Source organism: Actinomadura sp. KC06, from assembly GCF_004348735.1.
Lineage (GTDB): Bacteria > Actinomycetota > Actinomycetes > Streptosporangiales > Streptosporangiaceae > Spirillospora.
Genome location: NZ_SMKT01000099.1, coordinates 1 through 26,903 on the forward strand (window position 1 = coordinate 1; position 26,903 = coordinate 26,903).

The window sequence follows — 26,903 nt, forward strand, 5'->3', positions numbered from 1 at the left end:
CATTACCTACGCTGCCGAAGCTTTCCATAGAATCACACAGGGGGGAACTTATATGGAAGTTCATCAGTTCGATGAACTCATGGCCGCTTATATGACGGCCACCCCTCCTGAACACAAGGAATGGTTCACGGGCCGAATGAATTATGGAAACGATTCGCCGCTTCCCAAGAGACTCAGGGAACTTGCCGTAATCGCGAAAGGGACAACCCGACCGATGATCGGCAGAGAGGGTAGATGGGCACAAACAATCGCTCAAGTACGAAATGAATTGACTCATCTCGGAGAATGGCCCTCTAAGCTTAGCGGAAATGAGCTATATTTCCTTTCTGAATCCGTCTATTCAGTCCTGCGGGTTGCCATGCTCCTCGAATCTGGGGTTCCACAAGCAGTTCTAGACAAGAAGCGAACCTCCAATCCTGTCACTTGGCATGCGGACCGGATAGAAGCAGCCCTAACCCATGCACGGGAAGTACTCGGCTTGTCGCGGAGCACGGCAGAGTAGCCTTATCGGGCCCGCATGTGCGCACCACTGCCGAATTTGGCTGTTTTGGATCAAGGGGCGGCGGCGCTCAGGCCGCTGCGCGGCCCCGCGCCTGGCCGCCCGGAGCGTGCGGCGTGGGCGCCGGTCACCGGACGGCCGCGCCGGGCCACGCATCGCGAAGCCGCGGCTCCGTCCGCCAGCTGCCGGCGGTCACGAGGGCCGCGCCGCCGCCAAGGTCGCAGGTTCGAAGCCCCTGCTCGGGCGTTTCGTCACCAAGAACATGTCGCAGGCACGAGGCCCCTGCTCAGGCCACGAACAAGATACCCCGGAGTGCCTCCGGCGGAAGCCCCCCGGTTCAGGGAGGTAGCAACCTGGGCTGGAAATGTGCGTGGCTCCCCCCGACCCCGTGTGTTGAGGATGGCGGCGGCCGGAACCTGTCAAGGGCGCCCTTCGGGCGTCACTTCGTGATGGCTGCGCCACCCTTGACAGAACCCGTCCGCCGCTCAGTGCAGGTCTCGTCGGGGCCGGGGGAGGAAGGTGGGGGAAGAACAGCGGCTACGCCGCTAGCCCGTCCAGAGGATGTCGATGATGCGGAGCGTCTCGGATTCCTCGTCCACCAGGATCGTGAGCATGCCCTCGTTGTTATCACCGAAGAAGGCGTGTCGGAGTGCTGTTTGGCCTGGCCGTTCCGGTACCGCATCCCATGGGGCTTCCAGGAGGTCGAGGAGGCGGTTCAGGAGTGGGCCGTCACGGACTTCGTCGGGGATGCCGTTCAGTTCGTACAGCGCGCGTCCGTGGAAGCCGTCCCAGCGGTACGTCACACCCGACCTTCCCAGCCCGGCGGGGTGTAGCGAGCGAAGGTGTCTTCCCGGCTCTGGAGGGCGTCCTGTACCGCCTCGTCGTATCCGGGACGGTCGTAGGCGATCGCCCGCAGACGCCATTGACGTAGGAGAGTCTGAACCTGCTTGAAGCGCGCCAGGTCGTGGGCCGCGTCGAGCGCGGCGTCGTACTCGGCCCGGAACTGGTCGCGATGCGACGGCGGGAGCGCATCGAAGATCGCCGCCGGATCCTCGCCGGGATCGCGCGGCGCGGTCGGTTCCTCGGGCTGGGCGGTCATGGGGTCCAATCTACCTGTGAGCCGTGTCGGGCGTGGAGGCTCCCGAGCGGCGGAAGCGGTCGCCGAGCAAGATCCGGAACATGTGCGGAATGATCTTGTTCGGATGGCGGTGCGGCCGGAGAGTACGCGCAGGTGAACGAGGGTGCGGAGCCTTCAGACAGCTTCGGACTTCTAATCCGACGGTCGCGGGTTCGAATCCTGCCGGGCGCGCCTCCACCTGACCTGCGGTTTTACCACTGCCAAGATCCCGGATTCTGTCCCGGTATGTCCCCGTGTTCGCTCGATGTTCGCTCGGTTGTCGCCGACCTGTCGCCGCCACGCTCGCGAATCACTGCGATCACCCGCCCAGCCACCGCTCCGGCCATCACCACCCCGTACCCGCTGGAACGCCGCCGCACAGGCGCTTGCCGCCCCTTCGAGCCGCCAGCCACGCCACTACGCGAGGACGGGTGTCCGCGCCCGGAACGGCTCGGGCGCGGACACCTGGGCGGTGAATCCGATGCTCAACCTCGGCCGTTCATCGGCTCGACGCTGGCGGCATCCGGACGACGCGGCCCGTGGCTGCCGGTTCGTCCGGCTCGGGTCCGGTGCGGGCGTTGAGGATGACGGCGGCGGCGTCTTCGGCGGACTGGCGGGCCAGGTCGGGCAGGACGCTGATGTAGGTGTCGGAGGCGATGGTGATCGACGACAGCCCCAGCGTCTCTTGCACGACTTTCAGGTCGTGTCCGGCACGTAGCAGGATGGTGGCGGCGCCGTGCCGCAGGTCGTGCAGCCGGACGGGTGGGAGTCCGGCCTCCATCGCCAACAGCAGGAATTGTTCGGAGACGGCCATGGGCGCCAACGGGTTTCCGTGTGGTTGGGTGAAGACGAATCCGGTGTCGTTCCAGGGACGTAGAGATTGCCTTCCGTGCTCCCCATGGACAGTACGTAGCCCCAGTAGCCCGAATCCTCCGCATCGAAGCCGGACGCCTCGCCATCGATGTGCCACAGCCGCGCATAGTAGTCGAGCACTGCGCGTTCGAGCCAGCGCGAATGTATGCCGAAAATGGCTTCTACGAAGAATCGCCCGCGTTATTGATATGGTGCCGGAGAAACCGCCCGAGTGTCTCGGTGCCCTTGAGGTCCTGGCGCACCTGGTATTCGAGGGAGTGGTCGGCGCGCTCGGTGAGATGAGCATAGAGCTTGTCCAGCAGGGCCAGCCTCGTGGCCTGATCGAACCCATCCGGACCGATCCGGTAATCCTGACCGGCCGGAAGCGCGGGCCGTTCGAGTACCATGGACTCTCCCACGTTTCTCGGCGCCGCCGAGACGCCCCACACGCGGTGGCCGGCGCGGCGGGCGGTCAGGTCACGGTGGTGTGCTCCCCTGACATGGCCTGGGCCTCGGTCCCGGCCAGATCCTCGAAGCGCAACTTGTGCGCGGGCTCGTCGAAGGGGAAGTACGAGGTGGCGTTCAGCCCGTCGATGACCAGTAGCTCACCGGGTTCGAGCAGGCGCCAGTCAGGGTCGTCGTCGAGAGGCTCGCTGGCCACCACATGGGCGGGGACCGGTTCCCCCGGCCGGCCGACCTCAAGCCGGGACTGGCCGGAGTTCAACGTGCGCGTGGTGCCGACCCCCCCGCCTTCGGGCGTCAGCGACCACAGCTCACGATTCTCGGGATAGCGCAGCGCCCAGATTTTGCCGCGTTCGGCGAGCAGCAGGTTAAGGGAAAAGACCGGAACCCGCTCGCCGAGCCGCCGCACCGCCTCGATCAGCCCGGTCGCCGTGTCACCCTGCCGTTCGATCTCCGCGGTGATGTACGCGAAGACCAGTTCGGAGTCGGTCGTTCCTTCGACGTGAGCGCGGTCGACGTCTGTGAGCCAGGAGTCGATGAGGTCCAGCCCCTGGACGACCCCGTTATGCGCGAAAAGGCGGTCTCTGATGTCGAACGGATGCGTGTTGTGCACATCAAGGTGTCCAGTGCTCGCGTAGCGAATATGGCTGATGAAGGTATGCGACACGACATGGCGGGCCGCCATGGCGAAATCCTCGTCCTCGAAGGCCGCGACGGGCGCGCGGTCGCGCACGGGTTCGCTCCCCAGGGAGAACCAGCCGATTCCCGTCCCATCGGGCATCCTGCGGCTCTGGCTCACCAGACTCGACGCCGAGTCCAACAGCCAGAACGAGGTCTCCACGCGCGGTCCACCGGTAGTCAATCCGAAAAGTCGGCACATTTACCTGGCTACTTTCAATCACAATCGCCATCGCGAACGTATGCTGGGTCGTCGCCCCTGAGGCGGGCGCGCCACCGGAACGGATACGACGTGCCCGAAGCGCGCGATAAGCAAACGTCGCTGGCGATGTTTGTTTGGGGACTCTTACCGTAGGTCCCAGTCAACCGGCACACGCGCCATACCGCCAGCAACAGCCTCGTATCACGCAAGCCCGGCTTTGCTTCCCAACCAACTAAACGGGAGAGTGGCAAAGCCCCTACATACAAGGCATTTGGTGAATTCCACCAACAATCTTCAAGACGCAACCGATCCGGCAGTGAACGTACTCAGCGGTGGCGCGATCACCATTGGAGCGCTGGGCAGGACGGGTCTGACGGCCTACGCCCGCGCTCGCCCGCGTGGCTCCCGTTCGGCGCGGCGACACGGTGTTCATCTCGGCCGCGGCCGGCGCGGTCGGCATCGTCGCAGGGCAACTCGCCCGGCGCCTCGGCGCCCGCCATCGACGCCGCGCGGCTGGGCGGCCGGTTCGCCCTGGTCGGAGCAATCGGCCAGTACGACGCCACCGGCCCGTGAACGGCCTGCGCAATCTCTACACCGCCTACGCCAAAGACAGGCCGCCGGCTGGCTCGCCGACGGCTCGCTGCACGCGGAACAGACGGTGGTGGACGGGCTGGAACAGGCACCGGCCGCACTAATGAGCGTCCTCCGCGGCGCCAACATCGGCAAGATGCTCGTCCGCCTGGACATCTGACGGTGACGCAGGCGCCCGCCCGCCAGCTCGGGCCGACCATGGCTCGGTGGCGAGCGGGCGCCTGGACGGGCCGGGCCGAGCTCGGGGTCAGTCGAACGAGAGGCCGGGCGTGGCCCGGACTGCGAGGCGCTGGAGCCGTTCCCGTGCCGGCGTCCCCTGCCCCGCCGAATACAGCAGGAGACTCAGCCCGGGCTCTTCGGGAAGGACGATGCGCTGATAGTCGAGCTCCAAACCCCCACCACGGGGTGCTCCAGAACGTAGCTCTCGTCGCCGATGGACCCACTCCTCAACCTCGTGCTCCTGCCACATCCGTTCGAACTCTGGGCTCTGTGCCCCGCATCACCCCGATATGGCCCCGCAAGCGCTCGTCGTCGGGATACCGGGCCAGGTGCGACGGAAGGAGCGCCACGTTCGTGCGGGCCTGTCGCTCCCAGGAGTCCCCGAGCCACGATCGCGCGTTTGGTTGGAGAAACACCAGTGCGTGACCCTCCGGTGGCCGGGCGAGTCGTCCAGGCAGCCGGTGAGCTCGTCCGCCAGCCGGTTCCAGGCCAGGATCTCGGTATGGCGGCCGATCAGCACCGCGACGGTCAGCACCATGGAGTCCAACGCGCTGGCCTGGACGTCCTGTGGGTGGGGATCGCCGACAGCCCGGAGGCGCGCGTCGCCGAGTCCGAGGGGATCAGGTTCGCCGTCGCAACGGGGAAGATCCGCCGGGCTTCCAACCCGCTGCGGTTGGTGTCGCCCGCGAATGTGCGGGAAATGGCGCGAATGCCGCTCGGTGTCGCGCAGGCCCGCGCCGTCATCGTCAACAACAGGCCCGATGTGGTGCTGGCCACCGGCGGGAACGTCGCCGTCCCGGTCGGCTTGGCCACGCGGGCACGAACCTCTCCCGACACGTCCCGTCCACCGAGCCGCTCGACTCAGAACTTCTTCGCGCCGAATACAAAGGCGAGCGTCGGCACGCGGCCGAGCTAGGAACTCATCCCGACAAGTGGCCGATTGGTGCACATTCGGCGCCGGCCCCGCCACCAGGACCATGGACGCGTCCGCTGCCGGCGATATCGGTGCTGGGGCCGGACTGCATGTCGGATACGGCCATCGAAGGCCTGAGTTGCTACCTGCTCAGGGGCGTGATCACTCTCAGACGCGAGCAAAGGGCCGGTTCCGCTGCCCAGGGTGCCTGTTCGAGGTCACCAGGTGTCCCGGCCCGGCCGCCTTCCCCCGCGTGGGTGAGGTGTCGAGTACCTGCGGGCGAGGCACCAGGTCGGGCGGTGAAGGAGGCTGACGGGGCCAGGACATCCTTCTTCGGCCCGGAGGTCACGCGTGAACATCCCGCCCGCGTCCGCCGCCACGGTGGCTTGGTCTGGTTGGTGGCGGCAGTGGCCGTTGTGGGCCGGCTATGTGGCCGGTGGTTGGGCCTTGCTGTATGGAGGTGTTCTGCTGGCGATCGCCTTGGGCGGCAGGACGCTGTACGACATCCCGTACCTGGTCTGGGTGGCGGTGGCCGCGCTCTTCATGGGGGCGAGCCTGGCCCTGGCGGCGGTGCGCGAGTGGGGTCGGCGACTGCCGCCATTGGTGGTGTCGGTGGGGCTGTGGACCATGGTGGTGCTCTCCCTGGCGGGAAGCGCGTTTGTGCTGCTGAACTTGATCGAGCTGGCCGTGGACGGCACAGTGCGCGACCGGGACGGCCGCTCGGACTGGGAGGGATTGGGACAACGGCTCGGTTTCGCGGTCGCGGCGGCGTTGTTCCTCGCGACGGCACTGTCGTGGCGCCATTGCACGCGGAACAGCTGTCCCCGGTGCGGCCGCCCGGCTCACCCACCAGGCTCGGTGCCGGCCGTCGTGCGCCCCGCGCCGCCCGCGCCGGGCCGTATCCGCCGCATCGCTCACCTCGGAAGTCTGGCGGTTGTCCCTACTACGCCTGCCACCTGCTGCGCTTTGCCGATGCACCACCATTTCGGGGTGGGGACCTGGCGGCCCCCGGCGACCTGTTCATTCCGGCCTTCACCCTCGGCACCGCGCTTCCCGCCGAGTTTCTGCTCCAGGGACTGGTACGCAAATGGGGGATGACCTTCCCGCGCTGGACGCTGTGGCTATCCGGCAAGCGGGTGCCGCGCTTCCTGCCGCTGACCCCGGTCTGGCTGATCGCCCCCACCCTCGCGGCCTACGGCACGGGCGCCTGGATCTATCTCGCCCTCCAGTTCACCGGCGTGCTGAACATGACCGGCTCACCTTCCCAATACCTTCTCGGCTGCGCCGCCGCCACCGCGTTCGCCGGCTACGGATGGGCCCTGGCCATCGCGGCCGCGTCCTATCAGCGACGCACCCGACCCCACTGCGTGGTCGTCCCGCCACCTCAAACGGAACCTGTCTCCGCTCCCCCTTGACACAGGGGCGAGTCCGATTCGCGTGTCGTCCTGGCGCACCCGCCCCCGGCCGTCAGTGCGGGGTGACGACGACCTTGCCGAGGGCCCGTCCCTCACCGACGTGAGCGAGGGCTTGCGGTACCTGGTCGAGCACGAAAGAGCGATCGATGTGAATGCCCACGTCACCGGCGACGCACAATCGAGTCAACGGCTCGAAGTGGGACGGACCTTCCTTGACGACGAGCACCCCCAACCGGCGGCGGGTGACCCGCCCGGCCATCGCGCCGATCGTGAGCACGCGCAGCAACGCCCGTACCGACCCGCCCGCGCACCGATACCGGCCGCCCGGAGCGAGCGCTCGACGATAGGCGAACACCGACCGATGAGCGACGAGGTCCAAGATGAGATCGTACGGCTCGCGATCGCGGGTGAAATCGTCGCGCTGGTAGTCGATCACGGCATCGGCCCCCAGCGACCGCATGAACTCAAGCTTGCGGCCGTTGTCGACAGCGGTCACGTGCGCACCGAGTCGTTTGGCCAATTGGATGGCGAACGAACCCGTGCCCCCGCCGCCACCATTGATCAGCACCCGGTGTCCGTCCGCGGCGCCTGCCGTGCCCTGCACGGCGATCGCGCCGGCCTGCGGAATGGTCGACGCCTCGGCGAACGTCAGTCCGGCGGGCTTGACGGCGAGTGCCGACTCGGGCGCGACCGCGTATTGCGCGAACCCTCCCTTGAGCATGAGATTGTCTCCGAAGACCTCGTCACCGGGCTGGAAACGAGTGACGCCGGTGCCGACGGCCTCGACCCAGCCGGCGATGTCCGAGCCCAAGATCGGGCGGCGCGGCGCCCGCAAGCCACCTACGCGCGCATAGAACGGCGAGCCGCGCAAGCCTTCCCAGTCGCTGAGATTGACCGACGTCGCCTCGACCTTCACCAGCACCTGCCCGGCGGCGGGCGACGGCATCGAGACGTCTTCGACCCGCAGAACGTCGAGGCCGCCATACCGTTCGTACACGACGGCCTTCACGACCCCTCCACCCTGCCCGGGCGTCGATCCTGCCGATTCAGCCGCATCACACTCGCCTCGAAGATCATTGGCCGGACGACGCGGCAGAGCGGGACGACAGGTCGCAACCTGCTGAACTGCGCGTCGCCGCCCATCCCCTGGCAGCGGATGACGCAGAACCCGCAACGACGTCCCTCGTGCGCGCAACGGCGTCTCACCCGCAGGCTAACCCAATGCCTGCCCAGCATGATCGGCCGATTTCGGCCGCAGGCAACAGATCGGAACGATCGCGGATCTCGGCGACAAACCGGGACCCTGACGCGGAACCAACGCCTGCTACATCGTTGTGTTCGAGGCAGTCGGCGTGACCGCTCCTCCCCAGCAGAACGATGTCGCCGGGTTGCCAGTCACGCCTCGGGCAGCTCCAGCATGTTTGCGGACGAGGGCACGCCTCGACCGGCGAGTGCCGCATTGATGGACCCCTCGCGCTGATGCTGCTCATCAACACCCGCCGAGCCGCCCGTACCGACGCCGCCAGCGCGATCGTGCCCCTCGCCGAGCAACGACGCGACCCTACGCGTGGATGTCGTAGCCGACAAGCGCGCACGACCACGGCCCGCCCGCGGAGACCGAAACGGGTGAGGCAATCCCCGCCAACAGGCCCACCCGGCCCCGATGAGGTCATGCACAGGGCCTAGCCGGCCCTCACATCGGCACGTTCGGATGGCGGCTCGGTGTCGCCGTGGAGCGGTGTCCTCCTTCGGGGCTAGGCGGGAAGGACGTTGTGGGTGCGCCGGAACACGTTGGCGGGGTCGTAGCGGCGTTTGACCGCGGCGAGGCGCCGGTAGGTGTCCGGCGGGTAGGCCGCCGCGACGTCCGCGGGTTCGGCCGAGCCGAGGAATCCGACGTAAGCGCCCGCGCCCCGGGCCTTGACCTGTGACCACCGGTGCAACGCCTGGTCCAGGAGCCCGGGCGGCGCGGCGTCGGGGACCAGGAAGGCGGCCGCCACCATGACTTCGGCGTCCCGGTGGGCGAAGGCGGTCGCGTTCTCGCTGACGCGCGCGGCCGCGCCGCCCATGCTGCGTAGCGAGAGCGCCGCTCCGCCGCCGGTGAACAGTTGGTCGACGGCGGCGACGCGCGCGTCGTCGAGCGTGCTGAAGAAGGTGTTGCGCACCTCCATGCGCAGGCCGGGAGGCATCGGCCCGGCGTCCTCGAGCACTTCGGCGTAGGGCATGGCCCTGATGCCGTCGGAGGTGACCGGGGCGAGTGCTCGGAACGGACGCAGCGCCTGCTCGGCCTCACCGCCGTCCGAACCGGCGTAGCAGCACGTCAGCGTGACGCCTGCGGGATGCCCCGACATCGCCGGCATGAAGCTGAGCGTCGTGGTCAGCTTCTCGTCGGCGGCCCGCATCAGGTCGCGCCAGCCGGCGATGAGCCCGGGCAGGTCGCCGGCCTGGTAGCTGATCGTTCCGAAATGCACGGACGTGATCGGCTGGGCGATGAAGTCGAAGCCGACCGCGACGCCGAAGTTGCCGCCGCCACCGCGCAGCGCCCAGAACAGGTCGGCGTGCTCGACGGCGTCCGCGCCGATCAGCCGACCGTCCGCGGTGACCAGCCGAACCGCCGCCAGGCTGTCGATGGCCAGCCCGTGCCGGCGGACCATCCAGCCGATGCCGCCTCCCAGCGTCAGCCCGCCCACACCGACCTGCTTGGTGTCTCCGGCGGTCAGCCCAAGCCCGTGCGGGCCCAGCGCCGCGGCCACCGCACCCCAGGTCGCGCCCGCACCGACGCGCACCCGCCCGGAGGCCGGGTCCAGCAGGCGCACATCGTTGATCCGCCGCGTGTCGATGATCATTCCGTCGGTGTTCGTGCTCAACCCCGCCATGCTGTGTCCGCCGGACCGCACCGTCACGGCCAGCCCGGTGTCGGCCGCGTAGCGCAGCGCCGCCGCCACCCCGGCCGCATCGCGGGGGCGGACCACCAGGTCGGGCGCGCCGTGGGCGAACAGGATCGCCGCGGACTCGGGGTAGCCGTCGTCGCCCGGCCTCAGCACTTCGGCGACCGTGTCCAGCGCTGCTGCGGGACGTTCACTGCTCGATATCTGTGTCATGGGGACGATGGTGCCGACCCCGCAGGTCTTCGGTCGTCGGGCACAGGGCGTGTCTTTCTCCTGCTCAGCGGGGAGTCAGCCGTCCACCCGTGTACTACGGCGGGAGTAGGCGGCAATGGGTCCGGTGGGAGGACGCGCCAGCGGAACCGGCCCGTATCCTCGGAGAATGCGTACCGATCGCGGCTTGCGGAGGCTTTATGGGGCCGGATGGCTCATCTCCGCAGGCGTCATGCTCGTCGCCGCCCGCATGTGGCTGCTTCACCTGCGCGAGGTAGAGCAGCGTGCCGAAGAGGCGGAGCGAACCAAGGACGAGGCCGCCAGGCGCAGGGCCGTAGAGGAGCGGTTGCGCATCGCGCGGGAACTGCACGATTCGCTCACGCACAGCATCTCGGTGATCCAACTGCACGCCGGCGTCGAGGTGCACCTGGCGGGCAAGCGCGGTGAGGAGGTGCCGCCCGCGCTGCTGGCGATCCAGGAGGCCGGCGCGGACGCAGCCAGGGAACTGCGGGCCACACTCAGCGTGCTGCGCGCCGACGAGGACGGCCAGAGCAGCGGCCTCGGCCAGCTGGAAAGCCTGGTGGCACGGGCGCGCACGGCCGGGCTGCAGGTCACCGTGACGGTGACCGGTGCGCGATGCCGGCTCACGCGCGACGTCGACCAAGCCGCCTACCGCATCGTGCAGGAGGCGCTCACCAACGTCTCACGGCACGCCGCGGGGGCGAGCGCCACGGTCCAGGTGCGCTACGAGCCGGACGAGCTGATCGTCCAGGTGGACAACGACGGCGCCGTGCCCAGCGCCCCGTCCGCGGGCCAGGGCCTCGGCCTGATCGGCATGCGCGAACGGGTCGCAGCGCTCGGCGGCCGCCTGCACGCCGGGCCGCGCAAGGACGGCGGCTTCCGGGTACGCGCCGAACTGCCGATCCGGGCGGCGGCATGATCCGTGTCCTGCTGGCCGACGACCAGGTGCTGATCCGCAACGGGATCCGGTCGCTGCTCGACTCCGAGGACGACATCGACGTGGTCGCCGAGGCCGCCGACGGGCAGCAGGCGATCGCGCTGGCCGCCGAGCACCGCCCCGACATCGCGCTGGTCGACATCCAGATGCCGGTGCTCGACGGCATCGAGGCGACCCGGCAGATCGTCGCCGACCCGCGGCTGGCCGACGTCCGCGTCGTCATCCTCACCAACTACGGGCTGGACGAGTACATCTTCCGTGCGCTGCGGGCCGGCGCGAGCGGCTTCCTGCTCAAGGACACCCACCCCGCCGAGCTGCTCCAGGCGCTGCGGGTGGCGGAGCGCGGGGACGCGCTGCTCTCTCCCGCGGTCACCCGCCGGCTGATCAGCGAGTTCGTCGCCCGGCCGCCGGACGTGCTGGCCGCGGCGGGAGTGGAGTCGCTGACCAACAGGGAACGTGAAGTCGTCGCCTTGGTCGCCCACGGACTGAACAACGACGAAATAGCCGAAACCTTGGTGCTCAGCCCCACCACGGCCAAGACCCACGTCAGCAGGGCGATGACCAAGCTCGGCGCGCGCGACCGCGCCCAGCTCGTTGTGTTCGCCTACCAGAGCGGCCTGGTGAGCCCCCGCGATTCCAGCCCACCCACCAACGGCACACGCTGAACCAACCGACTCCCCCTCGCAAAGCCTTTTTGTGAGGCCGCCCGCGGCGACCACAGATGGATGCAGACCCGCTCACCCGCAACGTCCTCCGCAGCCCCGGCCAAACACACCGGCCTCCCGCTCATCGGCAATTCCGTGCGAGACCAAGATCTCCATCCAACGCCCGTTCCGCGGCATGAGTGTGTGGGCTTCGGCGTTGGCGCGCCTGATGGTTGGCTCGTCGTTGGTGTCGTATCCGCGGAGTAGCGTCGGCGTGGTGTTCGAGGGTTTCGAAGAGTTCGACATTCCGACATCACAGACGACGATCCATGGTGTGCGGGGTGGGACCGGCCCACCGGTACTGCTGCTGCACGGCATCCCCGAGACGCACCTGATGTGGCACCGCGTCGCGCCGGCCCTGGCTGAGCGGTTCACCGTCATCGCGACGGACTTGCGCGGCTACGGAGCCAGCGGCAAACCGCCCAGTACACCCGACCATGGGCCTTACCGGATGCGGGCGATCGCCGCCGACCAGGTCCAGGTGATGACGAGGCTGGGGTTCGACCGTTTCGCGGTGGCCGGCCACGACCGCGGCGCCCGGTGCGCCTACCGGATGGCACTTGACCACCCCGCCGCGGTCAGCCACCTGGCGGTGATGGACGTCGTGCCCACCGGTGAGGCCTACGCCCGCGCCGACGCCGACTTCAGCCTCGGATTCTGGGTCTGGTCGTTCCTGGCGGCGCCAGAGCCGGTACCGGAAAAGATGATCGCGGCGGCGCCGCAGGCTCTGCTCGACCACATGCTCGATGCCTGGTCCCAGGTGCCTGAGGTGTTCCCCGACCGTGTCCGAGCCGCCTACCTCGCCGCCTTCAGCGATCCGGACACCATTCACGCCATCTGCGAGCAGTACCGCGCAGCCGCCACCCTGGACGTGGCCGACGATCAGAACGACCGCGGCCGCCAGAGCATCGGATGCCCGACGCTGGTGCTGTGGAGCGCCATGGGCCCGGTCGGGCAATGGTACGACCCGCTCGACCTCTGGAAGACCTGGGCCATCGACGTCCGCGGCGGCCCGATCCAAGCCGGCCACTTCCTGCCCGAGGAAGCACCCCAGGAAACACTCCACCACCTGCTCGACTTCCTCACCTGAGACCGCACCGAAACCAGAGCACGGACTCTCCGCCCGCAAACACGGACGCACGCAAGTCTGCGCTACCGGACTACGGCACAAGATCGCCGTCGAGGAGCTCCCGCTGACAGCGGCATGAGCGCATGCGGTCGGACCCGCAAGATCGGCAACTTGAGCACCGGTGTCTGCCGCGCCTGCGGTGCCCGCTTACGCCCGCGCCACCCCCTGCGCCAACTGCTGCAAGATCCGGCCGGCCGCTTACCGCGATGCGCCAGAAAGGCCTTTTCAAACTCGTACACACCGAAATACCGACGACCATCCAGGATGGAACGGTCTCGTCGGTGGTGCTCGGGGACCTGTTGTTCAGTGGCCGATGTCGTGGTCGCCGGCCTCGACCAGCCCGCTCTCGTACGCGAAGATCACGATCTGGGTGCGATCGCGCAGGCCGAGCTTGGTGAGGATGCCCGACACGTGCGACTTGACGGTCGCGGCGCCGATGTGGAGCTCCTTGGCGATCTCGGGGTTGCTGGATCCGCGTGCGATGGCGGCCATCACCTCGCGCTCCCGGTCGGTGAGGCGCTCCAGGCGGCGCGCGGTGGCGGCGTTGACGGTGCGGTGCTCGGCGAACCGGGTGACGAGACGGCGGGTGATCACCGGCGCCAGCAGCGCGCCGCCGTCGGCCACGGTGCGGACGGCGTCGGCGAGCTGGTCGGCGGGGATGTCCTTGAGCACGAAGCCGCTGGCACCGGCGCGAAGAGCCCGGTAGACGTACTCGTCAGGGTCGAAAGTGGTCAGGATCAGGACCCGGACGTCCCAGTCGGACCCGGTCAGGATGCGGGACGTCGCCTCCAGGCCGTCCATGTCGGGCATCCGGATGTCCATGAGGATCACGTCCGGACGGTGCCGCCGCGCCGCCTCGATCGCCTCCAGCCCGGTACCGGCCTCGGCCACGACCTCGATGTCGTCGTGCACCCGCAGGATCATGGCGAAGCCCCCGCGGACCAGTGCCTGATCGTCGACCACGAGGACGCGGATGCTCACGCGGCTCCTTCCACGCCCGGCGGTGCGTGCCCGCGAGTCCCTGCGGCCCGTCGTCCGCTCACGTCGGCCGGCCCTCGGTGGGCAGATGCGCGACGACCCGGAACCCGCCGCCGGGGCGCGGCCGGGCGTCGACGGTCCCGCCCAACAGTAGCGCCCGCTCCCGCATCCCCACGAGGCCGTGACCTCCCGTACCGGCTCGCACGGCGCCCGGTCCGGCCATGACGGCGGTGCCGTCGTCCAGCACCTCGATGACGATCTCGTTCTCGCCGGCACCGAGCCGCACCTCGGCGCGGGCGCCGGGGCCGGCGTGCTTCAGCACGTTGGTGAGCGCCTCCTGGACGATGCGGTAGGCGAACAGGTCCACGCGGGCGGGCAGTCCGTCCGGCGCCACGTCCGCCACCAGCGCGACCTCCACGCCGGCCGCGCGGATCTGCGCGAGAAGCCGGGGGAGATCGGCGAGGCCCGGCTGGGGGCCGAGGCCGTCGAGGTCGGTTTCGGGGCGGAGGACGCCGAGCAGGTGGCGCAGCTCGTCCAGCGCCTGACGCCCGGCCTGCTCCACCGCTCCCATCGCCTGCAGGGCGCCGTCGAGATCCTGCGCGGCCACGGCCTTGGCCGCGCCCGCCTGGATCGTCATGAGGCTCACCCGATGGGCGACCACGTCGTGCAGTTCGCGGGCGATGCGGGTGCGCTCCTCGGCCAGGATCCGGCGGGACTCCGCGGTCTGCTCGCGCAGCAGCTGGGCCGCGCGCTCCCCGCGCAGCCGGAGGCGGCGCCCGACGTACCACGACCCGAACATGAAGAGGATGCCGACGATGACCACCTCCAGCCAGGGGGCCGCATCGTCGCGGCCGTCGATGCCGAGCAGGATGACGGCCACGGTGATGCCCATCGGGACGTACCGGTTCACGGCGCCATGACGGCCCACGCTGTAGAGGGCGATGAGCACCGTGAGTCCGCCCTGCTCCCCGCCGCCGACGATCGTCACGGCCCAGACGGCCAGCGCGACGCCGAGCACGATCAAGGGCCCCCGCCTGCGCCAGTAGAGTGCGGCGGCGCCCGCGGCCGACACCGGCAGGACGAGGAGCGAGACCTCGCCGAGGGGACGGATGAGCAGCGAGTCGCCCGGGCCGTCCTTCAGGAACACCGTAAGGAGGAAGGCGACGAACGCCAGGACGGCGTCCGCCGCGCGGGGCCAGGCGGTGAAGGGGTTCACCCCTCTCCCTCTGACGTGCTCGCTCGGCGCGCGGGACGGCGCGCCCGGACGGCTCACCGTCGCTCCCCGGTGATCCATGCGGTGGGCCATCGCGGCTGGTGGGCTGGCACGGGTTCACCGTAGGCGAGGTCCGGGACGCGGTCATCCGCCCGCGGTCGGAGGCGGGCCTCCGCCGCGCGGCGGGCGGGTGCGCGGCGCGCCGCCCGCCCAGCGTGGGACGGCGGAACCGCCTGTGGGCGGGCGACCTCGCAGGCCCCGGCGAGGACCGTGGAACGCGGCGCCGCTCCCGGCGCCCCGCCGCCCGGAACAGGAGCATCGGTCATGCATCGCCTCGTCCGCAGCATCGGCGCCGTCAGCGCCCGCAGGCCATGGATCGTCATCGGAGCGTGGTTGATCGCCGCCGCCCTCGTCGTGGGGCTCGCGGGCACCGTCGGCGGCTCGTTCGCCGACGACTTCGCCGCCCCCGGAAGCCAGAGCGAGAAGGCGATGGAGCTGCTGGACGAGCGCTTCCCCGAAGCGTCCGGCGGCAGCGCCAGAGCGGTGTTCGCCGCCCCGGAAGGGCAGCGGTTGGAGCGCTACCGGCCAGCGGTCGAGGCCGCGGTCGCGCGGATCGCCGCCGTGAAGCACGTGACCGGGGTGACCGATCCGTTCACCGCGGGCACGGTGTCGCGTGACGGGCGCATCGGCTTCGCCGAGATCGCCTTCGACCGGCCGGACACCGAGCTGGGCGCGGAGCCGATCGCCGAGGTCGCCGGCGTGCTCGAACCCGCCCGGGCGGCGGGCGTCAGGGCCGAGCTCGGCGGCGACGCGGCCTTCGTCAACGCCGAGCCGGCGACGTCGGCGACCGACGCCGCCGGGCTGGTGGCCGCGCTGGTCGTCCTGCTCGTCGCGTTCGGGACGGTCGTGGCCGCGCTCGTGCCGATCACGCTCGCCCTGGTGACGGTCGCCGCGGGCCTGGGCGGCATCGCGCTCCTGGCCGCCACGATGGACGTCTCCGGCGCCGCGCCGACCATCGGCGCGGTGATCGGCCTCGGCGTCGGCATCGACTACGCCCTGTTCATCACGGCCCGCTATCGCGAGAACCGCGCCGCCGGGCAGGACGGCTCCACCGCGCTGGCGGACGCCATGGGATCGGCGGGCTCCGCCGTCCTCTTCGCCGGCGGCACCGTCATCGTGGCGATGGGCGCGCTCCTGCTGACCGGCCTGGGCTTCCTGATCTCGGTGGGCATCAGCGTCTCGATCGTCGTGCTGTTCGCCGTGGGCACCGCCCTCACGCTGCTGCCGGCCCTGCTGTCGGTGCTCGGCGACCGCATCGACCGGGGACGGCTGACGCGCCGCCGGCGTCCCGTCAAGCAGGCCGCGGACACGGCCTGGTGGCGCCACGCCCACCGTGTCTCCGGCCGGCCGTGGCCGTACCTGATCGCGGCATCGGCGGTGCTGCTCCTGCTGGCCGCCCCGGCCCTGTCGATGCGAACGGGCTTCCCGGACGCGGGCGACGACTCGCCGAGCACCACGCATCGCCGCGCCTACGACCTGCTGTCCGAGGGCTTCGGCCCGGGCTTCAACGCGCCGCTGCTGCTCGTCGCCGACCTGCGCGCCCCCGGTGTGGACGCCCGGGGCATCCCCGCGCTGTCGGAGCTCCTCGCCGCCGACCCCGGCATCGCCACGGTCGGAACTCCGCGGACCTCCCCCGGCGGCGACACGGTCGTGCTGCCCGCCGTCCCCACGACCGCGCCCGCCGACACCGAGACCTCCCAGACCCTCGAACGCGTGCGCGGCCTCGTCCCCGCCAACGTCTCGGTGTCGGGCCTGACGGCCATGACCGACGACCTCACCCGGCAGCTTGACGCCACCCTGCCGATCTTCGTCGCGGCGATCCTGGTCGCGTCGTTCCTGCTGCTCATGCTGGTGTTCCGGTCCATCGCGGTGCCGCTGAAGGCCGTCGTGATGAACCTGCTGTCGATCGGCGCCGCGTACGGCGTCGTGGTCGCGGTGTTCCAGTGGGGATGGCTGGCGGACCTGTTCGGCCTCGAAGGGACGTACCTGATCGCCTCCCCGCTGCCCACGATCTTCTTCGCGATCCTGTTCGGCCTGTCCATGGACTACGAGGTGTTCCTGCTCTCCCGCATCCGCGAGGAGTACGACGCAACGGGCGACAACGCCGAGTCCGTCGCCCGCGGCATGGCGAGCAGCGGCCGCGTGATCACCTCCGCCGCATTGATCATGACGGCGGTGTTCCTCAGCCTCGTCCTCAACGCCTCGCCGCTGGCGAAGATGCTGGGCCTCGGGCTGACCACGGCGATCGTGCTCGACGCGACGCTGGTGCGGATGGTGCTGGTGCCGGCGGCCATGGCGCTGATGGGCCGCGCGAACTGGTGGCTGCCGCGCCGGCTCGACCGCCGGCTGCCCCACCTGAACGTCGAGCACGCCGGCGATGCCCCACGCACGCCCCGGCCGGCATCCCGCACCGAGGCCCCCACCAAAGGCTGAAAGCCACCGTGTGCGCTCGAGGACGTTCGGCAACGCCCACTTCGAGCAGGTCTACCTGGCCTCCGGCTGACCCGCGGCGGGGGCGCGGGCCAGCCGTTACGCCGGGGTCAGCGGACGGGCGCCGGCATGATCGGCAGCGTGATCGACGACGGGTGCTCCGGGTCGTGCAGGACGGTCTGCGACGCGGGCTGCGTGGTCGTGTCGGCGCCGAACTTCCCGCCCGTGTTCGGGTTCCGGTCGTACATCGGGAAGTTGCTGCTGGAGATCTCCAGCCGGATGCGGTGGCCCGCCTTGAACAGGTTGCTGGTCGGCCACAGCTTGATCGTGTACTTGTAGACCTCCCCGGGGGTGATCAGCTCCGGCTTCTCCAGCGAGACCCGGTACCGGGCGCGCTGGATGCCGTCCCGGACCAGCATCGAGGTGCCGTCCGGCTGGACGTCGGTGAGCTTCGCCGTCCAGTCGGTGTCCTTCGCCGAGGACCTGGCGTACAGCGTGACCGAGATCGGGCCGGTGACCTCGGTGTCCTTGGTGAGCGGCGGGGTGCTGTAGACCAGCACGTCCGGCCGCTGCTCGACGGGCCGCTGGTCCTGCGGGCCGCCGGGCACCGAGCTCTGGAAACGGCCGCCGACGCTCGGTACCGGGTTCGCCGGGTCGTACTGGTACTGGTCGGCCTTCTCGTCCGTCGCGGGCGCGGTGGTATCGAGCGTGCCGCCGCCGTTCGCCGTGTTCGCGTCGCCCTTGCTGTGCAGGTAGTACGTGGTGTTGACGGTGCCGGGGATCGGCCAGGAGTCAGCCGTGCGCCACTTGTTGGCGCCCATCACGAAGACCTTCACCGGCGGATCCTCGTCCACGCCGTTGTCGATCCCCTTCAGCCAGTGGTCGAACCAGCGGAGGTGCAGATCGCCCACCGCGACGACCGCCTCCGGACCGAAGTCGACGGCGCCCACCCTGCGGCCCGAGCCGCCGTGCGTCCACGGCCCGACGAGGAGCCGCGTGCCCTGCCGGGCGACCTCCGACCCGCCCTGGGCGCGCATCCCGGCGAAGTTCTCCACCGTCCCGTTGAGGAAGATGTCGGACCAGCCGCCGAAATTCAGCGACGGCACCTTGACCTGCGGATACTTCGTGCGGATGCTCCAGCGCTTCCAGTAGTCGTCGTCGCTCGGGTGGTCGATCCAGTCGAAGTAGTACGGCGCGATGCGGTCGTCCTCCGGGTACAGCGGCGGGAAGTTGTTCAGCGGCTGGTGCCGGTACCACTTGGCGTGCAGGTCCCGCGACGCCTGGGTCATCTCCGCCCGCAGCTTCGCGCCGTCCGGGAGCTTGCTGATGACGCCCCCGTTGAGGAAGCTCAGCAGCCAGTCCTGGATGAACGACTGGTACAGCGCGCCGCCCTCGTAGGTCCATCCGTCGTAGATGTCGGAGGACGTGAACGCCGGGGCGATCGTGACCAGGTGCGGGGGCGTGAGGGTGGCGGGCAGCCACTGCGTGAGCCCCGGATAGGAGAACCCGTACATGCCGACCTTGCCGTTGGAGTGCGGCAGAGCGGCGGACCACTCGATGGTGTCGTAGCCGTCCTCAGCCTCACTCCGGTACGGGTAGAAGGTGCCGTCCGACTTGTACTCGCCGCGGACGTCCTGCACCACGACGAGGTAGCAGGCCTTGGCGTAACGGTCGGGGGCGCCATAGACGAAGCTCAGGGCGCCCTCCTTGTTGTAGGGCAGCCGCATCAGGATGACGGGGAACTCGCCGTCCCCTTTCGGCGTGAACACGTTGCTGCGCAACACCGTCCCGTCGCGCATGGTGGCGGGGACATCCTTCTGGACGGTGAACTCGCACTCCTCCGCCTTCGGCGCCGCCTCGGCCGGTGGCGCGGCGGCGACGCCACCCAGTACCACCACAGCCGCCGCTCCGAGGGCCAGCCGCCAGCTGCGGCTCCGTCCGTTCGCCCAGGTCGTCCGCCGTCTCGCGCGCATCGCCGCACCCCTTCCTGGCCGGTGGCGGTGGGGTCGCCCACCCATCGGGCGGAGCATCGCACGATCACACCGGACGGTCAGGAGGGCGGTCCAGGGGTGTCGGACGAGCGGGTCGACTGGTGCGGCGAGCGGCCTGATTTGTGGGGAATCGTCACCGTCTTCGGTGTGCGGGATGCTCTGCCGCCGACGGATCTGGAGCGCGCCCGCCGCGCTGATGGGCACCAGTGCGGTAACGAAGATCCAGCCGCCTCGGAAGGTGTCGCCGGTGTGCCGGGCGGTCTCGCTACCGAGGATCGCCATGAGCCCGGCGACTCCCAGGACGTAGCCCTGCACAGGGCCCGAACCTGCACGACACCGGATCGTGTTCGCTCGTCAATGACCTCGGCCACGTTTTTGCAGGTCAGCACACAAGCGAAGAGGGACCCCGGACGCTCCGAAGCCTCTCCACCGCGGTTGCTGATCATGCCGCCAATGCGTCCTCTATGCGCTGGTTGGCGACGTCCCGTTGCCCAGCACTTAGCGTAAACACGCAACATCACGTCCACCGTGCCCAGCGCGTTGAGCCGCTTCGGGCGCATGGACGCCAGCGTTCAGCCACAGCGACACCGCCGCGTGCCGCAAGTCGTACGGACACGCCGCCAAGGGTGACTCGACCTGATCTGGAGTCAGCGCCAGAGCGCGGGCCCGCTTCCAGACCTGTGCATCGGCCGAGCCGGAGAACGACGCGCCGGCGGCCTTAGGTCACGCGACCGGCCGACATAGGACACCGTCGTCAACAGCTCCTGAGCCTGCATCGGACTCGCCCGGTCAAGAGGATTGGAAGCCAGGCCCCGCAGTTCGACCGCGTAGCCGAGCGCATGCTCAAACACCGCCCGCTTGCGCCGGAGGGTCGAGGCCGCCGCCAGCTGTCCGGCGAGCTGCAGCGCGGGATTCCGCCTTAGGCATGGACGGCGGAAGATCCGTGTCCGTGTCGAATGCCTCACCGTCCTTGGCCACCTATCGCGAGTCGGACAGGAAGCTCTTTGCCAGAGGGGCCGCTTGAACGTCCGGGACGTCTCACGGCCGCCAACCGTCCACCGCGCAGTGTACGAGATGACCTTGCCTGGCTTGGTCGACCTAGGCTCCGCATTGTCCGGCCGGATCTCCCAGAGATCGACCTTGTAGAGGTGTTCACGCAGCCTCCCGCGCGACCAAGGCCACGCATCGAGATCGCCGACGCCGACTTCTTAGAGCACCTGGTCGTCGCGCCGCCGCTTATGCATCCCACCGTAGGATCGCGACATGGCTGATGATCGGCAACTTCCCCGCTACCGCGTCCTCACCGGCCCCGACGACGATTCTTTCTGCTGGCGGGTCAGCGAAGCACTCGACCTGGGGTACGAGCTGCACGGCGCCCCGTCCCTCACCTTCAACGGCGACAGGGTCATCGTCGCCCAGGCCCTTATCCGAAACGAGAGCTGAGACCACCTGGGAACGAGCTCGAACCAGGTGGCTGCGCCGCTCCTGGGGCTTGTAGGAGGTCAAGGAGGCGGGAAGGGCCGCCTCGCCGTATCCGGGATGGTCGTCGGCGGATGGCATGCCGCATACAGCCGGTGCCCTCGGATCGCGTGCAGGAACTCGGCGGTCTGCGTGGCCGTCCACACCGCCACCGGCGGCCGCTCCCCGTCCGTTGCCAGTGCTCGACCCGCGCGGTGCGCGAGCCACTCCCCGACCGTGAGCAGCCCACCACCCGCACCCGAGGCTTACCCAGTTGCACCAGGGCCTCCTCGGCCGTCTTCCGCGTGGCGAAGCCACCACGCCGAACCCGTCGCCGGCGCCCATCGGACCCGACCGGCAATTCCAGCCGGACATACCAGCTCCCATGCCGACGGCCAGTCCCCGCTTTGGGCACCGCGCGCCCAACGCCTTCCCCGACTGCGGGTCCACACAGCCACACCGCCGATACACCCCACCAGAACCCTTGATGAAGACCATGCCCCGCCATCTACACGGCAGATGAAGAGGCGACCACCGAACCCAGCAGACACAAACCTGCAGGCCAGGGACACATCACTTCAGCAAACCCGGTGGACTCCAACATTGCCGTGTGCGCCTGGACGGCCCGGTGAACCTCGACGGGCAGGTCGGTCCACGTGCCGTGCATGGGGTCGCCTTTCTCAGTCGGTCAGAAGCACGGCTGAGGCGGGCAGCAGCTCTCGCCGGTCTCCCAGAACTCCATGTCGACCTGGTAGCCGGTGGCGTGCAGCGCCGGGATGGTGCGGGCCATCACGGCGCCGGAGCCGATGTCCTCGATCATGATCGGGACGTGGTGCAGGAACCGGCCGGCGACAGGGTCGCAGAACTCGGCGTACTCGATGGTGTGCTCGATGAAGGCGTGCCATCCCGGGTCCACGGAGATGTCGGGCACGATGCGGATGTCGGGGTTGTCGGCGACGGCCTTGAGGAAGACCAGGGTCTGGGCGAACACGCGCTCGGCGTACCGGCGGGTGACGCGGTGCCGGGTGACGAGAAAGTCGGTGATCTTGTCGAACGTCTCCGGCGAGACCAGGTCGCGCGGATCGTCGGCGACTCCGGTCGCCCGGTCGGTGGTAACGGTCATCGTGACCTCCAACGGCGCGCCTCATGGCTGGTACCGCGGCCCCCGACGCGCGCCGGCTGGTCCGGGCCACGGGGCCTGGGGGGCGGACGTCCGCATGTCGGCTAGCGCACAATGAGCACGGAGTCTCGTTGGGGACGGCCGCTGTATGACTTAGGTCACAGGGGCGGTCTTCAACACGCTTTCCATGGCCCGCGTATCCCCCGTGACAAATCGTCCGGTGCGGTGAAGGGGTGTTCGGCAGTGGCGGAGTGCAGCCGGCAGGCGGCATGCGGCGGGCGGGTGTAGCGGTGGCCCAGTCATGGAGGTTGGGTCGTCGGCCCGCTGCCCGGCAGGAGTCCCCTGGCTCCCTGGACAGCGAGCAGGGCATGCGGCTCGCCTACGACCGGCACGGCCAGGAGTTGCTCGGCTTCGCGTGCAACGCCCTCGCCGATCGGCAACTCGCCGAAGATGTCGTGCAGGAGACGTTCGTCAGGGCGTGGCGGTCCGCCGCCTCGTTCGACCACCGCCGTGCGAGCCTGCGCACGTGGTTGTTCGCGATCGCCCGCAACGTCGTGACGGACGCCAGGCGGCACAGGACCGCGCGGGCACCGCTGGCCGGGCCGGTGGAAGCGGGCGAGCAGCAGCGGGACCCGCGCGACCCGTTCGATCAGCTTCTGACGCGCATAGAACTCGACGAGGCGTTGCGGCGGCTCTCGGACGACCACCGCCAGGTCGTCCTGGACGTGTACTTCCTCGGCCGGACGTGCGCCGACCTCGCCACCGAACTCGGCATTCCGGCTTCCACCGTGCGCAGTCGGCTCTACTACGGCGTGCGCGCCTTGCGCGAGATCCTCGACGAGAAGGGATGGCTGGCCCCGTGACTCTTTCCTGCCACGCGATCCACGTCGAACTCACCGAACTGCTCCTGCTGGACCGTCCGCTGCCGGCTCCGCTGGCCCGCCACATTGCGCACTGCGCCGACTGTTCCGCCGAGGCGGCCGGGGTACGCCGGGTGATCAGGACGTTCGAACGGGCCGAGCCCGGCCACCCGGGCTCCGGGTTCCCGCCGGTGTCGCGGTTCGCGACCGGACCGGTGTCCGTCGAAGAACGCGGTGAGCCGCTCGGCACCGGCCCGCGGCGGACATCGGGGGGACGGCATCGGCTCGCGGCCGCGGCGGCCGGGCTGGTGCTCGCCGCCTGCGCCGTGCTGACGACGGTGGTCCCGGGTGACAGCCCTGAGGCGCCGCCTGCCGGGACGGTCACGCTGTCCCGGCACGAGCCGATGATCGAGTACAGCTGGGGCACGGAGGTGCCGGTGTCCCTGTCCGGGCTCCGGCCCGGTGCGACCTACCGCTTCCTGACCGGCGACGCGGAGGGCAGGCGCGAGTCGGCCGGCAGCGTGCACGCGGGCGGCGAGGCGCGCATGCGCACCCGCATGGTGACGGCGATGGCCCGGTCGGAGATCATCATGCTCCTCGTCCAGGACGAGGACGGGCGGATGGTGGCGCGGCTGCCCGTGAAGTCGCCCCCGCGCACACCCCGGTGACCGCGCACACCTCGCTGACCAAGAAACCCCGGGAGGCCGGCGGCCGGGACCGCTGACCGGCTCCGGCCTGCCGTAGTCCCCGCACGGCGCCATGCCGCGCCATCGCTCGCTCCCCCCATCCATCGCAGATCCCTTTTGTGGAGGTTTGTCCGTGTTTTCTGTCAGACATGTCATCGGCGCGACCACGGTGCTGGCCGCCGCCTGCGCCTCGGCCTTCGGCGTCGCCGCCGCGGCCGATGGGCCATCGGCCTTCCCCGCCCAGGGCGGCCGCCTGGTCGCGGCCGTCAAGGCGCAGAAACCGACGCCCATCTCGGACCGCGACCGGGTCTACACGGCCGATCAGAGCTCCAACACGGTCACGGTGATCGACCCGGCCAGCGGCAAGACGCTGGGCTCCATCCGTCTCGGCGACCAGCGTCTCGGCTTGACGCTCAACCCGCAGTACCTCGACAACGCCGGCGTCCACGGGCTCGGGTACCACGCGGGCCGCCAGCGCCTGGGCGTGGTCAGCGTGGCCAGCAACACCGTCGACATCATCGACACCCGCACGAACAAGGTGCTCAGCCACACCGACGCCGGCCGCGCCGCGCACGAGGGCAACTTCACCGCGGACGGTGGCGAGTTCTGGGTCGCCGACCGCGGCCGGGACACCGTGACCATCGTCGACGCCGATCGTGGCGGTGTCGACGGGCGCGTCAAGGTCGGCGACGGCCCCTCGAAGGTGCTGATGAGCCCCGACGGCAGGTTCGCCTACGTCAACCACATCAGCGCACCGGAGATCACCGTCGTGGACGTGAAGTCCCGCAGGGTCACCGGCCGCATCACGGGGCTCGCCGACCCCTTCTCGTCCGACGCCGCCATCTCCCCGGACGGCAAGGAGATCTGGGCGGCGCACAAGCGCGTCGGCAAGGTCAGCGTGGTCGACCTCGCCACGAAGAAGGTCAAGGCCGTGCTGAACACCGGCCCGGACACCAACCATCCCAACTTCGCGGACAACTCGCTCGGCTCGTTCGTCTACCTGACCGTCGGCGGCCTCGATCAGACGCTCGTCTACGAGCGCACGGAATCCGGGACGCCCAGGCTGGTCACGCGCGTGCGCAACCACGGGCGCGCTCCGCACGGCTCCTGGCCCAACGGTGACGGGACGCGCATGTACGTCGGGCTGGAGAAGTCCGACGCGGTCGACGTCATCGACACCAAGACCAACCGGGTGATCGACACGATCAAGACCGGGCAGGAGCCCCAGGCCATCGTCTACGCTCCGGGGGCGGTGTCCAGCCCCGGTTCCGCCCCCGGGCTCGGACGCCAGGGACTCGGGCAGGGCGCCAGGAGCGTGGCGACCGTCCTCCCCGACGGCTCGGACGGCGACGCGATGCGCCCGGGCGGGAAGGGCCGGATTCTCGAGGCGACGGTACGGCCGGTCGGCGGGCTCGACATGGTCCAGTTGCAGGCGCGCGACCTCAGGCCCGCCACGACGTACCAGGCGTACGCCGTCGAGGCGTCCGGGCGCAGCACCCCGCTGGTCTCCTTCACCACCGACGAGGGCGGCAAGGCGCCGCAGGTGCTGTCCTTCTCCCAGTTCACCGGGAAGAAGATCGTGCTCAAGTCGAAGGGACGGGCCTCGGCGCAGACCCTGGCGTCGCTGAAGAAGGCGAGCGACCACTCGCACGAGCCTCCGGCCGGCCGTGAGGTCGACTCGGCATCCCTGCTGTTCTGCTGCTGCTGAAACTGAGTGCCCAATGAAACGCGCATATCGAAACGTGAGCCGAAACCGGCTTCCGCGGACTCTGGTGGCCGCCATGGTCGCCGGCGCCGGCGGGGTGCTGCTGCCCACTCCCGCATCCGCGCACGTACGCCTCCTGTCGGAGGGCGCCGAGGCGGGAAAGCCCGCCACCCTGAAATTCCGCGTCCCCAGCGAGAAGGAGGTCAGCACCACGGTCCGTATCGCCATCACGCTGCCCGAAGGGGTGAGCGCCGATTCCGTCCCGGCGGTCAAGGGCTGGACGATCAGCCGGGCGGCCGGGAACGGAATGGCGAATGGCGGCTCCAGTATCGTCTGGACGGCCAAGCCTGGAAATGAGGTTCAGCCCGCCGAGACCCAGACCTTCACCGTGCGTGCGGCTCCGCTGCCGAAAGTGGGAATCCTCCGCTTCGACACGGCGCAGACGTACTCCGACGGATCGGTCGTGAACTGGAACCAGCCCACGACCGGTGGGCAGGAGCCGGAGTTCCCCTCTCCCGAGCTGGTCCTCGACCCGGACGCGGTGCCAGAAGCCCCGCCGGGTGGCGAGCCGGAAGAACAGTCCCACTCTGCGATCAATGAGGCGCCGGAACTGTCGGCGACCCCCCGGGCGGACATGGCCGCGGAGCCGGCCGAGGGGCAGGACATTCCCCTTGCCGTCGTCTCGGTGGCGGGGACGCTCGCCGCAGTCGGTCTCGCCGCGCTCGCCCGGCGGCTACGGCGAAGGTCCGCACACTCCGGACGAAAGCACTGACATCCCATGCGCGTTGAGCCCGGCCACGAAACAGGTGGCCGGGCTCAACGCGCAAGCGCCCGACCGCTGATCGAAGTCGCATGGTCACCATGCGCACGGCTGCCGAGGAACCGGCGGGTCGTCTTCCTGCTCGGCGGCAACGGCGGCCAGCACCTGCTCGCATGAGGGGTCCCCGGACCAAACAAACGCTCTCAAATTTGTTACCCCGGATACGGCCTGGACGACTGGGTACTACTCGCGCACCGTCAGTGAACTGCGTGCCCAGGGCCGCCAGGTGCCCGATGAGGTCCCGGCCCACTTCTCCCCCGGCCACAGCGGCAACATTCCGAGCCGACCATCCCGACCGCGCAGGACGGCGGGGCTCGGCGAGGCGGGCAGCCGACCCTCAGGCGGATACGACGGGTACTCGGTGGCCGAACTACAGGAGAAGGTCGCAGATATCCCTAGGCCCACACGCGTGGACGGGTGTCCGCGCCCGGAACGGGTCGGGGCGGACACCTGCGTGGTGAATCCGATGCTCAGCCTCGGCTTCTCATCGGCTCGACGCCGGTGACATCCGGACGATGCGGCCGGTGGCTGGTGTTTCGTCCGGCTCGGGTCTGGTGCGGGCGTTGACGGCTGCGGCGTCTTCGGTGGATAGGCGAGCCAGGTCGGGCAGGACGCTGGCTCGGTCCGGAGCGGGGAACCGCGCCCTCGTCCCGTCCAGTTGGCGCTAGCACCGTGATCTGATGCCGCAGCGTCAAGATCTCGGCGTCCTTCTCCAGATCGGTCGTCGGCAGGAGACGCGGGACCGCGA

At 69.6% G+C, this 26,903-nt stretch carries 23 protein-coding genes, 1 tRNA gene and 2 pseudogenes; 14 read left to right on the forward strand and 12 right to left on the reverse strand.

The annotated features are described in order from the left end of the window. Positions 1-502, forward strand: a 502-nt coding sequence (locus E1287_RS44910) for a HEPN domain-containing protein (RefSeq protein ID WP_207934494.1), incomplete at its 5' end; no start/stop codon positions are given. A gap of 542 nt (positions 503-1,044) precedes the next feature. Here E1287_RS44910 and E1287_RS27640 read toward each other — a convergent pair. Beyond that, entirely contained in the window at positions 1,045-1,302 is a 258-nt protein-coding gene (locus E1287_RS27640; protein ID WP_131968005.1) for a hypothetical protein, read from the reverse strand. After that, positions 1,299-1,598, reverse strand: coding sequence for a DUF6247 family protein (locus E1287_RS27645; RefSeq protein WP_131968006.1), 300 nt, complete (start codon positions 1,596-1,598; stop codon positions 1,299-1,301). Before E1287_RS27645 ends, E1287_RS27640 begins: the two co-directional genes overlap by 4 nt. Before the next feature lie 144 nt (positions 1,599-1,742). Here E1287_RS27645 and E1287_RS27650 point away from each other — a divergent pair. Beyond that, positions 1,743-1,808 (forward strand) — tRNA-Arg (locus E1287_RS27650). A 307-nt stretch (positions 1,809-2,115) separates the two neighbouring features. Here E1287_RS27650 and E1287_RS45840 read toward each other — a convergent pair. From E1287_RS45840 to E1287_RS46630, 4 genes and pseudogenes are all read right to left on the reverse strand, one after another. Further along, positions 2,116-2,586, reverse strand: coding sequence for a site-specific integrase (locus tag E1287_RS45840; protein ID WP_279507052.1), 471 nt, complete (start codon positions 2,584-2,586; stop codon positions 2,116-2,118). A 64-nt stretch (positions 2,587-2,650) separates the two neighbouring features. Next, the gene (locus E1287_RS45845; protein ID WP_243719479.1) at positions 2,651-2,875 is read right to left on the reverse strand and encodes a hypothetical protein; all 225 of its coding nucleotides are present in this window, start codon (positions 2,873-2,875) and stop codon (positions 2,651-2,653) included. A 65-nt stretch (positions 2,876-2,940) separates the two neighbouring features. Beyond that, on the reverse strand, positions 2,941-3,810 hold the full coding sequence (locus tag E1287_RS27660; protein WP_131968008.1) for a class II glutamine amidotransferase: 870 nt from the start codon (positions 3,808-3,810) through the stop codon (positions 2,941-2,943). Positions 3,811-4,648: 838 nt separating this feature from the next. Beyond that, a pseudogene (locus E1287_RS46630) lies at positions 4,649-5,158 on the reverse strand (hypothetical protein). A gap of 12 nt (positions 5,159-5,170) precedes the next feature. Between E1287_RS46630 and E1287_RS45850 the strand changes: the two are divergent. The 3 genes and pseudogenes from E1287_RS45850 to E1287_RS27675 form a co-directional block, all read left to right on the forward strand. Further along, positions 5,171-5,437, forward strand: a pseudogene (locus tag E1287_RS45850) (glycosyltransferase); the annotation flags it as partial. 447 nt (positions 5,438-5,884) lie between these two features. Further along, complete coding sequence (locus E1287_RS27670; protein ID WP_131968010.1) at positions 5,885-6,631, forward strand: hypothetical protein; 747 nt, start codon at positions 5,885-5,887, stop codon at positions 6,629-6,631. Continuing rightward, on the forward strand, positions 6,628-6,948 hold the full coding sequence (locus E1287_RS27675; RefSeq protein WP_131968011.1) for a hypothetical protein: 321 nt from the start codon (positions 6,628-6,630) through the stop codon (positions 6,946-6,948). Before E1287_RS27670 ends, E1287_RS27675 begins: the two co-directional genes overlap by 4 nt. A gap of 52 nt (positions 6,949-7,000) precedes the next feature. On the opposite strand, the gene E1287_RS27680 is transcribed toward E1287_RS27675, so the two are convergent. Both E1287_RS27680 and E1287_RS27690 read right to left on the reverse strand, forming a co-directional pair. Further along, positions 7,001-7,957, reverse strand: a complete 957-nt coding sequence (locus tag E1287_RS27680) for an NAD(P)-dependent alcohol dehydrogenase (RefSeq protein ID WP_131968012.1) — start codon at positions 7,955-7,957, stop codon at positions 7,001-7,003. A 745-nt stretch (positions 7,958-8,702) separates the two neighbouring features. After that, complete coding sequence (locus E1287_RS27690; protein WP_131968014.1) at positions 8,703-10,046, reverse strand: FAD-binding oxidoreductase; 1,344 nt, start codon at positions 10,044-10,046, stop codon at positions 8,703-8,705. Positions 10,047-10,212: 166 nt separating this feature from the next. Here E1287_RS27690 and E1287_RS27695 point away from each other — a divergent pair, with 166 nt between their 5' ends. The 3 genes from E1287_RS27695 (at position 10,213) to E1287_RS27705 (ending at position 12,795) form a co-directional block, all read left to right on the forward strand. Beyond that, positions 10,213-10,983 carry a sensor histidine kinase gene (locus E1287_RS27695; protein ID WP_243719481.1) on the forward strand — a complete coding sequence of 257 codons (771 nt, stop codon included), beginning with the start codon at positions 10,213-10,215 and terminating at the stop codon, positions 10,981-10,983. Next, the gene (locus tag E1287_RS27700) at positions 10,980-11,666 is read left to right on the forward strand and encodes a response regulator transcription factor (protein WP_131968016.1); all 687 of its coding nucleotides are present in this window, start codon (positions 10,980-10,982) and stop codon (positions 11,664-11,666) included. Before E1287_RS27695 ends, E1287_RS27700 begins: the two co-directional genes overlap by 4 nt. 196 nt (positions 11,667-11,862) lie before the next feature. Further along, complete coding sequence (locus E1287_RS27705) at positions 11,863-12,795, forward strand: alpha/beta hydrolase (RefSeq protein ID WP_243719482.1); 933 nt, start codon at positions 11,863-11,865, stop codon at positions 12,793-12,795. Between the two features lie 342 nt (positions 12,796-13,137). On the opposite strand, the gene E1287_RS27710 is transcribed toward E1287_RS27705, so the two are convergent. Next, a complete protein-coding gene (locus E1287_RS27710; protein WP_131968017.1) occupies positions 13,138-13,815 on the reverse strand; it encodes a response regulator transcription factor in 678 nt (225 codons plus the stop codon). A gap of 58 nt (positions 13,816-13,873) precedes the next feature. Further along, positions 13,874-15,028, reverse strand: coding sequence for a sensor histidine kinase (locus E1287_RS27715; RefSeq protein ID WP_207934495.1), 1,155 nt, complete (start codon positions 15,026-15,028; stop codon positions 13,874-13,876). A gap of 321 nt (positions 15,029-15,349) precedes the next feature. Here E1287_RS27715 and E1287_RS27720 point away from each other — a divergent pair, with 321 nt between their 5' ends. Beyond that, positions 15,350-17,518, forward strand: coding sequence for an MMPL family transporter (locus E1287_RS27720; RefSeq protein WP_131968019.1), 2,169 nt, complete (start codon positions 15,350-15,352; stop codon positions 17,516-17,518). A 107-nt stretch (positions 17,519-17,625) separates the two neighbouring features. On the opposite strand, the gene E1287_RS27725 is transcribed toward E1287_RS27720, so the two are convergent. Next, positions 17,626-19,488, reverse strand: a complete 1,863-nt coding sequence (locus tag E1287_RS27725; RefSeq protein ID WP_131968020.1) for a CocE/NonD family hydrolase — start codon at positions 19,486-19,488, stop codon at positions 17,626-17,628. A 1,281-nt stretch (positions 19,489-20,769) separates the two neighbouring features. Here E1287_RS27725 and E1287_RS27735 point away from each other — a divergent pair. Then, positions 20,770-20,949, forward strand: coding sequence for a DUF1737 domain-containing protein (locus E1287_RS27735; RefSeq protein ID WP_131968021.1), 180 nt, complete (start codon positions 20,770-20,772; stop codon positions 20,947-20,949). Positions 20,950-21,652: 703 nt separating this feature from the next. Here the strand turns inward: E1287_RS27735 and E1287_RS27745 are convergent. Then, the gene (locus E1287_RS27745) at positions 21,653-22,087 is read right to left on the reverse strand and encodes a hypothetical protein (RefSeq protein WP_131968022.1); all 435 of its coding nucleotides are present in this window, start codon (positions 22,085-22,087) and stop codon (positions 21,653-21,655) included. Positions 22,088-22,392: 305 nt separating this feature from the next. On the opposite strand from E1287_RS27745, the gene E1287_RS27750 reads away from it, so the two are divergent. The 4 genes from E1287_RS27750 (at position 22,393) to E1287_RS27765 (ending at position 26,107) form a co-directional block, all read left to right on the forward strand. Next, positions 22,393-22,947, forward strand: coding sequence for a sigma-70 family RNA polymerase sigma factor (locus E1287_RS27750; protein WP_207934496.1), 555 nt, complete (start codon positions 22,393-22,395; stop codon positions 22,945-22,947). Continuing rightward, positions 22,932-23,612 (forward strand): hypothetical protein, encoded by a 681-nt coding sequence (locus E1287_RS27755; RefSeq protein ID WP_131968023.1) that lies wholly within the window; start codon positions 22,932-22,934, stop codon positions 23,610-23,612. The genes E1287_RS27750 and E1287_RS27755 overlap by 16 nt, the downstream gene beginning before the upstream one ends. Positions 23,613-23,763: 151 nt before the next feature. Continuing rightward, complete coding sequence (locus E1287_RS27760; RefSeq protein WP_165969206.1) at positions 23,764-25,338, forward strand: YncE family protein; 1,575 nt, start codon at positions 23,764-23,766, stop codon at positions 25,336-25,338. A 73-nt stretch (positions 25,339-25,411) separates the two neighbouring features. Beyond that, positions 25,412-26,107: a DUF1775 domain-containing protein gene (locus tag E1287_RS27765; protein WP_165969207.1), complete on the forward strand. Its 696-nt coding sequence runs from the start codon at positions 25,412-25,414 to the stop codon at positions 26,105-26,107. Positions 26,108-26,903 lie beyond the last annotated feature (796 nt).

Bases quoted from the DNA above. Each gene is read 5' to 3' on its own strand.
- E1287_RS27645 (WP_131968006.1), bottom strand. From the start codon at position 1,598: ATGACCGCCCAGCCCGAGGAACCGACCGCGCCGCGCGATCCCGGCGAG.
- E1287_RS45845 (WP_243719479.1), bottom strand. From the start codon at position 2,875: ATGGTACTCGAACGGCCCGCGCTTCCGGCCGGTCAGGATTACCGGATC.
- E1287_RS27660 (WP_131968008.1), bottom strand. From the start codon at position 3,810: ATGTGCCGACTTTTCGGATTGACTACCGGTGGACCGCGCGTGGAGACC.
- E1287_RS27675 (WP_131968011.1), top strand. From the start codon at position 6,628: ATGACCTTCCCGCGCTGGACGCTGTGGCTATCCGGCAAGCGGGTGCCG.
- E1287_RS27690 (WP_131968014.1), bottom strand. From the start codon at position 10,046: ATGACACAGATATCGAGCAGTGAACGTCCCGCAGCAGCGCTGGACACG.
- E1287_RS27695 (WP_243719481.1), top strand. From the start codon at position 10,213: ATGCGTACCGATCGCGGCTTGCGGAGGCTTTATGGGGCCGGATGGCTC.
- E1287_RS27700 (WP_131968016.1), top strand. From the start codon at position 10,980: ATGATCCGTGTCCTGCTGGCCGACGACCAGGTGCTGATCCGCAACGGG.
- E1287_RS27720 (WP_131968019.1), top strand. From the start codon at position 15,350: ATGCATCGCCTCGTCCGCAGCATCGGCGCCGTCAGCGCCCGCAGGCCA.
- E1287_RS27725 (WP_131968020.1), bottom strand. From the start codon at position 19,488: ATGCGCGCGAGACGGCGGACGACCTGGGCGAACGGACGGAGCCGCAGC.
- E1287_RS27735 (WP_131968021.1), top strand. From the start codon at position 20,770: ATGGCTGATGATCGGCAACTTCCCCGCTACCGCGTCCTCACCGGCCCC.
- E1287_RS27745 (WP_131968022.1), bottom strand. From the start codon at position 22,087: ATGACCGTTACCACCGACCGGGCGACCGGAGTCGCCGACGATCCGCGC.
- E1287_RS27755 (WP_131968023.1), top strand. From the start codon at position 22,932: ATGGCTGGCCCCGTGACTCTTTCCTGCCACGCGATCCACGTCGAACTC.
- E1287_RS27765 (WP_165969207.1), top strand. From the start codon at position 25,412: ATGGTCGCCGGCGCCGGCGGGGTGCTGCTGCCCACTCCCGCATCCGCG.